Origin of the sequence: Corynebacterium parakroppenstedtii (genome assembly GCF_019754935.1) — a bacterium.
GTDB lineage: Bacteria > Actinomycetota > Actinomycetes > Mycobacteriales > Mycobacteriaceae > Corynebacterium > Corynebacterium parakroppenstedtii.
The window spans coordinates 59,598-71,849 of the sequence record NZ_JAGSOA010000003.1; the positions used below are offsets into that span (position 1 = coordinate 59,598).

The window sequence follows — 12,252 nt, forward strand, 5'->3', positions numbered from 1 at the left end:
ATTAACTCACCGTCCCCAACCAAATCAGATCAATAAACAACATTGCGATAGCGGCAACACCAACGACAGCATGCCAAACAATCCCCCACGACCAGCGAAAACGGCCCCTACTCTCCTCATAGGCCTGATTCGCCAAATCAATAAACGTCATATCCAACTCATCATCAATGCGAACGTGGCGACCAGCCGGGTGATCCACCATCGACTTCAAAATTTCTTCATCGCGCGTCACCTCAACCCCTCCCCCACAAACTCATCAACAGCCCAAGCCGGAATACGCCAATCAGAAAACGGCGACCGCTTCGGCAAAGTCCGCAACTGGCCACTACGAACCAGCGCATACACCGAATTCGCACTCAACCCCAACATGTCCGCCACTTCACCAACCCGATACACACGGCGTACACTAAAAACTTGCCTTCTTTTCTTAGGCATTTTCACCACTCCTTCTTTGGTGACAATGAGGGGCCAAGGCTGTTGCGAGTAGACGCCAATCCAGACGCAACAACCTAAGGCCCCTCCCCTTTTTTCACATACGGGAAACAACCGTTGTTTCCCTTGTGGGCGGGCGGGGAATCGAACCCCACAGGTAGCCATAGTGCATTGACCACCCCGCGATGCCTTGTTGCACGGGCACCAGCGCCACCCAAAAAGTTTTGTTAACACCCCGTGTCGTTACCTCCACCACAGCCGTCGCCAATGGCAGGTGTAGGGAGGTCATCGCGATCTAAGAAACACGCTCGCTCCCCGTATCCCACAGGGCTATTCACTATGCGATTAATCAAATAACACCGGGCTGTTAAACCCTTGTGCCCTACCCAGATCACGAATCCAGGGGAGTCTTACTCGTAGGGCTAATGTGACGAAACAATGTGACGAAACATTTTATAGGGTGTGTTGTGACGAATGTGTCGAAACAAAACGACACACGTCTAGCCACACAACATCGAATGAGGCAATCACCTGAGACCAAACTCAGAAGGATCTAAGAGCTTCTCACCCTTAATCGCGTTGCATCTCACATGAACAGGACGAAGATTGATCGACCTAAAGGATTTCGTCAGCGGACTTAATCACACCATGTCGAACGAGCGTCTTGATTGCGGCCAGCACTTCACCAGCTTGAGAGCCATTCACCTTCTGCTCATCACCATTCGGCCACTCAACCGGTGCGGACTTCTGAACAACCGCCTTATAGCCCGCATCCTCAAGCAGCTTCACACGAGCGGCCGCAGACGACCTGGACCTAAACCACTTATCAGTGGCAGGCTCAATCCACTTATTTGTCTTAAACCGTTCCACGTACTCCTTAGATGGCTCCCATCCAATGGGCTTGCCCCACTCGATACGCTCCCCCGGGTAACGCTCATCAAACGCGTAGTACCGCTCGAACTCCGGTTCTTCAACGATGTGAGCACGGTACAAACTTGTTTCCTTCATCATGCGGCCTTTCTGGGGTTCAACTCAGCCCCGTGTTCTTCGATTGCTTTTACGATCCATTTCCAGGCGATGTCTTGGCCTTTTGGCGATAATTGCGGCGTTGTGAACGCGTGCCCGTTGTCGGCAACTCCCTTGTAGTTACGTCCCCACCCGCTTCGGACGGCGTGCCGAGTGATCTGCCCAGAATCTGAGCGGCCACCGGCGATGAGCATTCCCTTTCTCGTGAGCAATTCACGGACTGCGCTCTGTTTGATGTCCATGCCGTGGGTGTCGCCGTACTGCTGCACTTCGCGGTAGAAGTCTTGGCGGCGCTTCCACTCCTTAACCTCGGAGTGCGCATCAGCTTTCGCGATTTTCGGGGCGGCTAGTTCGAGACGCTTAGCGTTGCGCTTCGACTCTAATGCTGCCGCCTCTGCTCGCTCGTACTGCTCCGCTGCCGCGCGCAATGCTTCCGCATAGTTCTGAGGGATGGCGGGCGCTTGCTGTGCCTGCTCTGCCACGTGAGTTTGCACCGCGAAGTACGCCTGGGCCGCTGCAATTTCCGGCTTGCGTGGGTCACCATTCATCGCAACCAGGTAGGCGGCGAAACGAGATAGATGAACATCCTCACGGGGCTTAGTCCCTCCGTCGAGAATTTCCCGGTGCCGGGAAAATCCCTCATGTCCTTGGTTTTCTGCAGTTACTTCAGCACGTTCAATCGCACCGTTAAACCGTTCCCACTTGTCATATCCAAGCAGTGGCATGAGGTCGCGGGCTGACCAGAACTCCGACCCGTCCTCGCGCGTCCGCTTAATATCGTCGAATGGCGACGCTGTGTCGGGACTATGTGCTACGATTAAGTCTTGCATTTTGTTCCTCCTTTGGAACTCCTCGCCCCGGTTACCGCCGGGGCATTTTCTATTGATTTGAGTAGCCTCTTCCCTGTGGGACACATCCCCAGGGAGGAGGTGATCACTGTGGATCAGAAAGTTGTCGATCTGCTTCAATCAATTGCGGATAACACGAGTCAAAATATGATGCTCAGCTCTATCGAAGACCGTCTCGGACACATCGAAGACGAACTACGAACTCAGACTGAGTTGCTCGAAACTATCCGCAACGTGCTAGAAGGGCGCTAGCCAACCAACTGCTTTAGCGTCTGCATAGCATTGGTCACGGCAACGACATCGCCATGGTCAACCGTGACCCTCTCACCTCCGGCGGTGGCAATCTCTACCTGCTCACCGTCGGAGCTGATAACAAAGTTCTTGTATTCAATTCGGGAACTCATCTCTTCCTCTCCTACGCAGCGATTGAGTTGTCTTCAATAATCATTTGGTCGAGCGGACGATGAGTGATCCTCTTAAGGATCATCAAAGTAGGGACTCTCGGAACGCTCTTACCCGTCATGTAGTTACGAACAGTCGTCCCCGTCTTGTTAAGAAACTTCCAGCCGAACTCGTCTACCGATCGGGAACCTGTGCGTTCCATCGCGTCTGTGATGACTTCGGGATCAAGTCGCATAATGTTCACCTCCTTAGGTGGGTAGGCTCTCAACCAGCGCAGCTAGCGCTAGAAAGAGAGGTGAAAAGGTATGAGCAAACGTGCTGGTAAAGGCAAGGTCACAGTCAACCGGAGCGCTATCTCCGGACGATTCGTCAAGGCCTCCACAGCCGCTCGACATCCAAAGACCACGGTTACTGAAACTCGGTCTAAGAAGTCGAAGTAGTTAATGCCTACGGGTCCTGGGCTGCTTGTTGCCAGTCCAGGATCTCGGCCAGTACCGCTTTAGCAACTTTCGGCAGAATCTCGTACTCAATAAGAATCCCCTCCGGGGCACCATCAATATTGAGGTTGATTCCCAGCGCATCCGCTTCAACCTTGAGCTTCGCAACCTTCCGCATGTCATTCACCTCCCTAGTGAGTTCCGTGGGTTAGCTTGCCGTTCCGGCTCGCTGAGTGCAATTTAAGCACACTAAATGCAATTTGTGCAACATCTAGTTTAATAATTTTTGTTTTCCCAGTTCAGATATGTTGCAAAAGTTGCACACTCGGTAGTTGTTCTGTACCTTAGAGGTATGGAAACGCACAGAAAATGGCTCGATAACGTCACAAAAGGCGACTCTCCCCGAGAGATAAGCAAAGTAGCTTCAGTTCCCATGCGCACGCTCTATACCCAGAGAGAAAAAGGCCGTATTAGCGCTGAGAATGTGATCGCGATAGCCGTCGCATACGGACATCACCCAGTAGGTGCACTCGTCGATACCGGCTATCTAGACGCCAAATGGGCCGAGCAAGTAGACCCCGCCCGCGCACTACGCACTGTCACCGAGGACAACCTCGCCGACGAAGTCCTACGCCGTATGAAACTCGGCGTAGAACGCGACGGACCACTAGACACCCCCATAGACGAGCTTGCACAGCGTCGCCATGTCACCCCTGACTCTTATGATGACGAAATCATGCCAGAAGACGCAGCCGCCTACGGAGGGCCAGATGAAGACAAACTACGAGAAGAACGGGGGGAATGGGGGTTCGACACGTAACCGACTCGACACACTCGCCGAAACACTAGGTGTGCACATCACCTACCACAGGGCAGGCCAACCCGGCTGGTACAACCACCACCGCAAACAAATCAGCCTGCGACACGGAATGAGCACACCACAAGAAAACAGTGTCCTCGCCCACGAACTCGGCCACGCCATCCACGGCGACCTCGGCCACGGCGACACACGACAAGAAAACAGAGCAGACCGGTTCGCCGCCAACCTCCTCATCACCGAGGACGAATACCGGCAAGCCGAAATGCTCTACGGCCCCCACCCAGGGGCAATAGCCCACGAACTCGGCGTCACCAACCACCTAGTCGCCGTATGGCGCAATACCCACCGGCCGGCCACACCCGTGAACTAGATCCAGACAAATGTAAACAACTTTTACAACACCCAGGTCAAGACCGATCAACGAACCACTACAACCTCGACATGATCCTCGCCGCTCTGTGATGCAAACTAGGTCAAAACCTGGCACGCCAACCGAATATACGTGACATGTTTACATAAAGCCGGATTGATACGGGCACCCTACTTATGTACTATATTGTCCCGAAAACTGATAGCCGGTTTTCCCACATGCCCCTCGTCCCTGCGGGGGGGCATTCTTCATTATCAACAGCATCACCAGCCGACGGCGGACCACTACAAGACACCTCTGAACGGCAAACACCTCATAGTGACACAACCCACAGACACCCCACTACCTCACTTCAACCCACTTTTGCTACGATTAAACCCGTCGTCGTCCGTTAGTTCCCCATCGTGAGAACAAGCGAACTCATTCATCTGTTCCTCCTCAGAACAGTCTCCCCTCGCCCCCGCGAGGGGAATCATCCTTCTTACGGGCACTCCACCCCACACAGTGTTACCCCGGGACCGTATAACCCGGCAATCATCAGCTGAGGGTTCACACATAGAAAACGCCCCGTCTACCCATGAACCAAAAGCAGACGGGGCAACATTATCCACTACCAGAGACCTTCAAAAGAAGGCACCAACCACTATACCCACACACAATATAAAACCGCTACCACCGCCACACGCCGATCTAAACGGTAGACCAGCCCCCGGTGTGTGCAGTCGGCTACAAAACCTGAAATTTTTAAGCACACATACTAGCCTGTTAGACGCGTGACAACACGCATTCGGAAAACAGAATCAAAAAGGAGAAACCCCTTGCTTCGCAAAGCATCCATCGGCCTGACCTCCCTCGTCATCGCCGCCACCGCCTCAGTAGCACCAGCAATGGCAGAAACCACCCCGGCCGAGCCCACCGCCGCAGTCCAAACAACCACCGCTGCGGAAACCACCCCCACCGCCGACAACACCACCTCCACCCAAGACACCACCAAGCACCAGAAGAAAGAAAAGACCGCTGAAGAAAAGGAAAAGCAAGCAGAGATCTCTGCCAAGCGCCTCGACAACGCCAAGAAAGGAATTGAGGTCGCTAAAGACATCGTCGAAATCGGCCTCAAAATCGGTGGCTTCCTCTGGCCGGTAGTCGCCTAACACGCACCACGGCAAGGCCCCCGCAATCCACACCACACCGGTTGCGGGGGTCTTCACTTACCGCAAACGCCCCCAGAATTAGCCACCCCACACCACACCTAACTAGCCGCTAATAGCAAAGCGCGTACCACCCCTGACGTACCCCAACTCAACGAAGAAACAACACGTGTCCTCTATCAAACCCTACACAACCTCCAAAGGAAAAGCCTGGCGCGTCCAATACTACGACCCCGCCCAAGGCAAACGGCAGAAACGCGGATTCGCAACAAAGTGGCAAGCCGAAAACTGGGCCGCAGAAAACACCGTAGACCTCACCACCGGCCAATGGCGCGACCCCGCCGGAGCAAACATCACCGTCGAAACACTCTCTAAAACATGGCGGAAAGGCCGACAACACCTCAAACCCTCCACCCTCGACCGTGAAGCCTCACGCCTACGCAGCACCGTGCTGCCCATGTGGGGTAAACGGAAAATCGGAACCCTACGCAAAAGTGAGATTCAAGCCTGGGTATCGGCGTCCACCTTGTCCGGCTCCAGCATCAGACACGCCCACAACCTGCTAGCCCAAATCCTCGACGTCGCCGTAGACGATAACTATCTGAAATCTAATCCGGCGCGCGGGGTGAAACTCCCGCCCAAAGGGAAGCCCGTCAAGGTATATCTCACGCCTACGCAGCTTGAGCGCTTGGCTCACCATGCGGGGGATAAAGCCGTAGTGGTATGGGTGCTCGGCACCGTCGGACTCAGATGGGGTGAACTGGTCGGCCTCAAAGTCGAGGACGTGGACGAAATGCACTCCCGGCTACGCATAAACCGGTCCGTGATCTACATCAACGGCAAGCCTGAAGAGACGCTGCCTAAGACGCATGAGAGGCGCACCGTGTCCGTAAGCCTTCCTGTTATGCGCATGATCCACGAGCAGGTGGCGGGGAGGTTGCCTAGTGCATGGCTCTTCCCCCACACCGGTGGAGGGCCACTGAAACGGGCCGACGGCACTAAAGGCTGGTTCGCGGCAGCTGTGAAGAAAGCTCAAACCGAGGACCCATCGTTTCCGCGAATCACCCCTCACGGCCTACGCCACGTGGCCGCTGGCCTGTTGGTGTCAGCCGGGGCGAACGTGAAAGTCGTGCAGCGGCAACTCGGCCACGCTTCAGCTGTTTTAACGCTGGATACATACGCAGATCTGTTCGAAGAGGACCTCGATACTGTGGGACAGGCTATGGCTGGCCTATTTCGCATAGAGCCAAATTAGAGCCAAAGACGCTAAAAATCCTGATTTGACAAATAAAAAATACCCTCTGACCTGCACAAACAGGTTGGGGGGTTTGGTACTCTCAACGGGGTTCGAACCCGTGTTGCCGCCGTGAAAGGGCGGAGTCCTAGGCCACTAGACGATGAGAGCACGCGCTACAGAGTTCTCTGCAGCAGCTGCTACAGACTACGTTAACCACCTAAAATTCACAAAATCGCCTGGTAAGCCACCTCTTTTGACGGCCACTACCACCACAACGTCTCCACCCCAAAAGCCCCACCCTCTCACGCTGCTCCCCAGCACCCGGACGTCGAATTCTGATAGCCTCGAGACTATTGCTGAGGAGGCCTAATAATTGATTACCTTCGATCACGTATCCAAGACCTACCCAGATGGCTCAACTGCCGTCCACGATTTCTCACTGGTCATACCGTCGCATCACATCGTGTCACTCGTCGGCACATCCGGATCGGGGAAAACGACGTTAATACGCATGGTTAACCGGATGACCGAACCAACGCGCGGACACGTATGCATCGACGACCACAACGTCATGGATGAGTCCGCCGTCGATCTCCGTCGTCGAATTGGGTATGTCATACAATCTGGCGGGCTCATGCCCCACAAAACAGTCGAAGCGAATATTGCGGTTGTGCCGACGCTCCTAGGCACACCTCGTCGCGAGGCCCGGAAAAACGCACGAAAGATTATGGAGCGCGTGGGGCTAGACCCAGCCTTAGCGAAGCGATACCCTCACCAACTCTCTGGTGGCCAGCAGCAGCGAGTAGGCGTCGCACGCGCTCTTGCATCAAATCCAAACATCCTGCTCATGGATGAGCCATTCGGAGCTGTTGACCCGATCGTTCGTCGAGAGTTGCAGGACGAACTCCTCCGTCTCCAACACGAATTAGGGAAAACAATCCTCTTCGTTACTCACGATATCGACGAAGCATTTCGGCTGAGCGACTCGGTCGTCATCCTCGAAAAAGGCGGTGTGATTTCGCAACATGGATCGCCAGCCGAGATAATGACCAACCCAAAAAATGACTTTGTCGCATCGTTCACTGGGGCAAGCAACACGAATAGAAAATTGACAACGCGAACGGTCAATGGTCAAACAGTTGCTCTTGATTCCTATGGAAGAAGCGTGGGGGTTCTTACCTCATGAACTGGATTATCACCAATTGGGAAGATATCGCAGAGTTAACACGCCAACACCTTCAATTAGCACTACCCCCGATTTTCTTCTCACTTCTTATTGCAATTCCCATAGGACGCTATGCGTTTTCCCACCCCCTGTTCGGCAGGCCTTTATTAAACGCCGCGTCCCTTATGTACGCGGTGCCTTCTTTACCACTTATCATTACAATTCCGATCATCATTGGCACACCATTGCGATCGAATCTTACGATGATCACCGCGCTCACGGTCTATGGCGTGGCGTTACTTGTCCGCACCGCGGCCGATGCATTCGCCTCCGTCGATGCACACACTCGGGACGCGGCACTCGCCCTCGGGCACTCTCCCCGCACAATCCTGTGGAAAGTGGACCTACCGCTGGCTATCCCCGTCATCGCGTCGGGACTCCGCGTTGTCGCGTCCTCCACGATTGGCCTGGTCACCATCGGCGCACTCGTCGGTATCCCTAGTTTGGGATCACTACTCACGGACGGTTTTCAACGTGGCATAACAGCAGAAGTCACCGCAGGTATCGTCGCCACGATCATTGTTGCTCTCATCATCGATGCCACCATTCAGGGCCTTACCTGGCTACTCACTCCGTGGAGCCACGCATCGGGTGGCGCATCATCATGAACTATTTTATCGACGCCCTAAGCTGGGCTTTTTCAGCGGACCATTGGTCTGGAAATAATTCGATCACCCAACGATTAATTGAACACCTATGGTTCACGCTCATGATCGTGGCTATTTCTTCTGTATTAGCAATACCAACGGGAATAGCCATTGGCCATATTCGACGAGGAGCTGGCCTTATTGGAGCGTTGACCGGCGCAGCACGCGCCATCCCCACCTTAAGGACTGCTGACGTTATTCGGCTTGTGGCTGGGCATTGGATTAAAAGCGCCCACCCTTGCACTCATTGTGTTAGCTATTCCATCCTTATTGGCCGGAGCTTATTCCGGCGTGGAATCAATTTCACCAGATATCCCGTCGGCAGCCCAAGCAATAGGAATGACGCCCTGGCAAGTCATAACTTCCGTCGAATTACCACTGGCATTGCCCGTCATTATGGGTGGAGTCCGGGCGGCGACATTACAAGTCATTGCAACAGCAACGCTGGCGGCATACACCGCTGATATTGGGCTTGGACGATTCCTGTTCGCAGGATTGAAATCGCGCGATTACTCCGAAATGTTGGGATCTTCACTTATTGTCATTGCGCTCGCAGTTGTCATTGATGCAGCCCTTGGGCGTGCTCAGAAATGGGCGGGGAATCGGTTCAGCGCTCATTAATCCTTACGGCAGAGCTAACAATAGCTATGTAACAGCAACTATCTAACGGATAAAAACTCCCGCCCCGCACACAAACTACCGATACCAAAGCTGGGACACTTACCATGACGATCAACTGGTTGGACTACGTACACACCGCACCACGCCGACCCCCGTTTCCCGCCAGCAATACGTTTCTTTCAGGTATAAGACCGCGATCCCTGTCACAGTCACGATCACGATCTTTCAGGATTATTGCGGCCATCATTACCTCATGCCTTCTTATCCTCACGTTATCGTCGTGCGCGCGATCTAATCCTTTATCCAGCGGGAGTGCTGATTCAGACACCATCGTCATCGGTTCACAGGACTACTACTCGAATGAAATAATCGCCGAAATTTATGCTCAAGCGATTGAAAAGAACGACATTAAGGTTGATAGACAATTTCGGATTGGTCAGCGTGAGGTCTATATCCCTGAAATAGAGCACCAATCCATCGACCTCATCCCCGAATATTCGGGAAACTTACTCCAGTACTTCGAGAAAGAATCATCACACGGAGATGATGACAACACGACAGCTGCGAAGGATCCTGACGACGTGTATCGAGACCTCGTTCACGCCACGCCACAGGGACTTCACCTCTTGAACTACTCCCCCGCGTCGGACCAGGACACATACACCGTTACCCACGACTTTGCCCAGCGCTATCACCTTCACAGCGTCGGTGACCTCGCCCGCGTACCGGGGTCGGTAAAATACGGAGGACCCTCAGAGGCTGAATCCCGCCCCTACGGGCCGAAGGGACTTAAAGCGGTGTACGGCGTCGATGTTGACTTCACCCCTATCGAAGATTCTGGCGGGCCATTAACGGTCAAGGCACTGACAGACGGAAAAATTCAAGTGGCGAATATCTTCAGCGCAGATCCAGCCATTAAGAAAAATAATCTCACTGTTCTCGATGACCCACAGCACTTGCTCCTGCCGTCAAATGTCGTTCCTCTTGCTAGTAAAAAATTGAATAACTTTAAGGATGGCAAAGCAGAGGACATCATCAATTCAATAAGTAAAAAGATGACAACAGAGGATCTGGCGGCGCTCAATAACGAAAGCGTCACCGATCAGAAACGGGCCGCGCGTATTGCAAAAGAATGGCTAGCTCACAACGACATCAGCGCGCAGAAGGACTAACGCTAAAGCCCCTCACCAGGCAATTCCGGTGAGGGGCGTTGTTGTGGGCCCTGAGGGGCTCGAACCCTCGACCTGCGGATTAAAAGTCCGTAGCTCTACCAGCTGAGCTAAAGGCCCACACACATTCTCATGAGGCGCTAATTACTGCCACCACCACGAAAGTAAACGGCAGCACTCAACACAATGTTTGAATGTGCGCTAGTCAGTATAGATCATGACATTGGACGCCTGGCAAACGGCCTGGAGAACCGCCCAAGGCCGCCGCCACCGTCAACTACTTCTCCGGCATCATGGAGGCAGTTTCCATGAAGCGGGTGTGGAAATTGAACGCCTCGTGAAGGTCATGGGGAGTGTGCAATCCAGATGCGTTCTTCTCTGCCCGCTCCACGTACTCCAACAGCGGCTCGCGGTAGTCCGGGTAGGCACAATTCTCGATGATCTTCCGGGAGCGCTGCCGCGGAGCAAGTCCGCGCAGATCAGCCAGACCTTGCTCAGTAATGATGACGTCGACGTCGTGCTCATTGTGGTCAACGTGAGACACCATGGGCACGATCGCGGAGATGTCGCCGCCCTTCGCGCGCGATGGCGACACGAAGCACGACACAAAGGCATTACGCGTGAAGTCGCCAGATCCACCGATGCCGTTCATCATCTTGGAGCCCGTGACGTGAGTGGAGTTGACGTTGCCGTAAATGTCGGCCTCAATCATTCCGTTACATGCAATCACGCCGAGGCGTCGGATAACTTCTGGGTGGTTGGAGATTTCCTGCGGACGCAGAACAATCTTTTTGGCGTACTCAGCAGCATTTTCGTTGACCCGGTGTGCGTATTCCGGCGACAGCGAAAATGCGGTTGCCGACGCCACCGTCATGGTGCCCTGATCCATCAGGTCGATCATCCCGTCCTGGATAACCTCCGTGTAGGACGTGATGTGGTGATACGGCCCTTCCAACAGCCCCGCGAGAACAGCGTTCGGAATGTTCCCCACACCGGACTGCATCGGAAGCAGTTCCTTGGTCAGACGCCCAGCCTTGATCTCGCCGTCGAGGAAATCAAGCAGGTAGTTGGCAATCTTCTTGGAATCGTCGTCGATCGGCTTGAACGGGGAGTTGCGGTCCGCAGCGTCGGTTTCGATGACTGCGATGACCTTGTCGACGTCGATATCAATGTAGGGGGTCCCGATCCTGTCACCGGGGTCGGCAATCGGAATGGGCTGACGGTTAGGCAGCTGACCATAGCTCCAGATGTCATGCATGCCTTCGAGGTCTTCGGACTGCCAGGAGTTGACCTCAATAATTATTTTCTTGGCATTACGCAGATAGTTTGTCGAGTTACCGACGGACGACGAGGGGATAATTGCCCCATCTTCCTTAATGCGCACTGCCTCAACGACGGCCACATCGGTCGCCCCGAAGAACCCCTGGTCCAGGAGCATTCCCGAGTGTGAGAGGTGAATGTCACTGTAGTACGTGTCGCCAGCGTTGATCCGCTTACGGAGAGTCGGGTCAGATTGGTACGGCATGCGCCAATTGATGCCGTTGACCTCGGCTAATGCACCGTCGAGCTCCGGAGCGGTCGATGCACCGGTCATCACATTGACTTTGAATTCTTCACCGCGGTCATGTGCCTCTTTGATCCGGCGGGCCAGGGCTTGAGGGAATTCTTTGGGATATCCGGCACCGGTGAATCCACTGAAGCCGATCTGATCGCCGGGGTTGATCTTGGCGGCGGCTTCGTCGGCACTCATGATGAGGCCTTGCAACTTCGGGTTGGCTATCCGTCCTGACATATTTTCCTCCTGTGCTCCCGCCGAATTTCCTGGTCTAACGGGGGTTCTCTTTACATTCCACGTCGGTCATTTGGCACG

17 protein-coding genes, 2 tRNA genes and 1 pseudogene are annotated in these 12,252 nt (G+C 54.1%); 10 read left to right on the top strand and 10 right to left on the bottom strand.

The genetic code is table 11. From position 1 onward, the window contains the following. Position 1 precedes the first annotated feature (1 nt). From KCQ76_RS08925 to KCQ76_RS08940, 4 genes are all read right to left on the bottom strand, one after another. Entirely contained in the window at positions 2-232 is a 231-nt protein-coding gene (locus KCQ76_RS08925; RefSeq protein ID WP_046202060.1) for a hypothetical protein, read from the bottom strand. Next, positions 229-435 (bottom strand): helix-turn-helix domain-containing protein, encoded by a 207-nt coding sequence (locus KCQ76_RS08930; RefSeq protein ID WP_046202059.1) that lies wholly within the window; start codon positions 433-435, stop codon positions 229-231. The genes KCQ76_RS08925 and KCQ76_RS08930 overlap by 4 nt, the downstream gene beginning before the upstream one ends. A 612-nt stretch (positions 436-1,047) precedes the next feature. Next, positions 1,048-1,443, bottom strand: a complete 396-nt coding sequence (locus KCQ76_RS08935; protein ID WP_046202058.1) for a hypothetical protein — start codon at positions 1,441-1,443, stop codon at positions 1,048-1,050. Continuing rightward, complete coding sequence (locus KCQ76_RS08940) at positions 1,440-2,288, bottom strand: BRO family protein (RefSeq protein WP_046202057.1); 849 nt, start codon at positions 2,286-2,288, stop codon at positions 1,440-1,442. Before KCQ76_RS08940 ends, KCQ76_RS08935 begins: the two co-directional genes overlap by 4 nt. Here KCQ76_RS08940 and KCQ76_RS08945 point away from each other — a divergent pair. Then, a complete protein-coding gene (locus KCQ76_RS08945; RefSeq protein WP_152646989.1) occupies positions 2,283-2,558 on the top strand; it encodes a hypothetical protein in 276 nt (91 codons plus the stop codon). The genes KCQ76_RS08940 and KCQ76_RS08945 overlap by 6 nt on opposite strands. Here KCQ76_RS08945 and KCQ76_RS08950 read toward each other — a convergent pair. Beyond that, entirely contained in the window at positions 2,555-2,710 is a 156-nt protein-coding gene (locus tag KCQ76_RS08950) for a hypothetical protein (RefSeq protein WP_160296110.1), read from the bottom strand. The genes KCQ76_RS08945 and KCQ76_RS08950 overlap by 4 nt on opposite strands. An 11-nt stretch (positions 2,711-2,721) precedes the next feature. Next, positions 2,722-2,943, bottom strand: a complete 222-nt coding sequence (locus KCQ76_RS08955) for a hypothetical protein (RefSeq protein WP_046202056.1) — start codon at positions 2,941-2,943, stop codon at positions 2,722-2,724. Positions 2,944-3,013: 70 nt separating this feature from the next. On the opposite strand from KCQ76_RS08955, the gene KCQ76_RS11020 reads away from it, so the two are divergent. Beyond that, positions 3,014-3,148, top strand: a complete 135-nt coding sequence (locus KCQ76_RS11020; protein ID WP_257994331.1) for a hypothetical protein — start codon at positions 3,014-3,016, stop codon at positions 3,146-3,148. Between the two features lie 7 nt (positions 3,149-3,155). Here the strand turns inward: KCQ76_RS11020 and KCQ76_RS08960 are convergent, their stop codons facing one another. Next, on the bottom strand, positions 3,156-3,323 hold the full coding sequence (locus tag KCQ76_RS08960; RefSeq protein ID WP_160296109.1) for a hypothetical protein: 168 nt from the start codon (positions 3,321-3,323) through the stop codon (positions 3,156-3,158). A 255-nt stretch (positions 3,324-3,578) separates the two neighbouring features. On the opposite strand from KCQ76_RS08960, the gene KCQ76_RS08965 reads away from it, so the two are divergent. The 4 genes from KCQ76_RS08965 (at position 3,579) to KCQ76_RS08980 (ending at position 6,738) form a co-directional block, all read left to right on the top strand. Further along, complete coding sequence (locus tag KCQ76_RS08965; protein WP_052723042.1) at positions 3,579-3,965, top strand: hypothetical protein; 387 nt, start codon at positions 3,579-3,581, stop codon at positions 3,963-3,965. Then, on the top strand, positions 3,916-4,335 hold the full coding sequence (locus tag KCQ76_RS08970; RefSeq protein WP_082089960.1) for an ImmA/IrrE family metallo-endopeptidase: 420 nt from the start codon (positions 3,916-3,918) through the stop codon (positions 4,333-4,335). The genes KCQ76_RS08965 and KCQ76_RS08970 overlap by 50 nt, the downstream gene beginning before the upstream one ends. Positions 4,336-5,153: 818 nt before the next feature. Further along, on the top strand, positions 5,154-5,486 hold the full coding sequence (locus KCQ76_RS08975) for a hypothetical protein (protein ID WP_046202055.1): 333 nt from the start codon (positions 5,154-5,156) through the stop codon (positions 5,484-5,486). A gap of 166 nt (positions 5,487-5,652) precedes the next feature. Continuing rightward, entirely contained in the window at positions 5,653-6,738 is a 1,086-nt protein-coding gene (locus KCQ76_RS08980; protein WP_046202054.1) for a site-specific integrase, read from the top strand. Between the two features lie 74 nt (positions 6,739-6,812). Here the strand turns inward: KCQ76_RS08980 and KCQ76_RS08985 are convergent. Continuing rightward, positions 6,813-6,888, bottom strand: a tRNA-Glu gene (locus tag KCQ76_RS08985). 205 nt (positions 6,889-7,093) lie between these two features. On the opposite strand from KCQ76_RS08985, the gene KCQ76_RS08990 reads away from it, so the two are divergent. From KCQ76_RS08990 to KCQ76_RS09005, 4 genes and pseudogenes are all read left to right on the top strand, one after another. After that, positions 7,094-7,906 carry an ABC transporter ATP-binding protein gene (locus KCQ76_RS08990; protein ID WP_046205288.1) on the top strand — a complete coding sequence of 271 codons (813 nt, stop codon included), beginning with the start codon at positions 7,094-7,096 and terminating at the stop codon, positions 7,904-7,906. Then, positions 7,903-8,553 carry an ABC transporter permease gene (locus tag KCQ76_RS08995; RefSeq protein WP_046202053.1) on the top strand — a complete coding sequence of 217 codons (651 nt, stop codon included), beginning with the start codon at positions 7,903-7,905 and terminating at the stop codon, positions 8,551-8,553. The genes KCQ76_RS08990 and KCQ76_RS08995 overlap by 4 nt, the downstream gene beginning before the upstream one ends. Continuing rightward, a pseudogene (locus KCQ76_RS09000) lies at positions 8,550-9,213 on the top strand (ABC transporter permease). The gene KCQ76_RS08995 and the pseudogene KCQ76_RS09000 overlap by 4 nt, the downstream one beginning before the upstream one ends. Positions 9,214-9,317: 104 nt before the next feature. After that, entirely contained in the window at positions 9,318-10,385 is a 1,068-nt protein-coding gene (locus KCQ76_RS09005) for an ABC transporter substrate-binding protein (RefSeq protein ID WP_082090303.1), read from the top strand. Between the two features lie 44 nt (positions 10,386-10,429). On the opposite strand, the gene KCQ76_RS09010 is transcribed toward KCQ76_RS09005, so the two are convergent. Continuing rightward, positions 10,430-10,502 (bottom strand) — tRNA-Lys (locus KCQ76_RS09010). Positions 10,503-10,659: 157 nt separating this feature from the next. Next, positions 10,660-12,174, bottom strand: a complete 1,515-nt coding sequence (locus KCQ76_RS09015) for a succinyl-CoA:acetate CoA-transferase ScpC (RefSeq protein WP_046202052.1) — start codon at positions 12,172-12,174, stop codon at positions 10,660-10,662. Between the last annotated feature and the right edge of the window lie 78 nt (positions 12,175-12,252).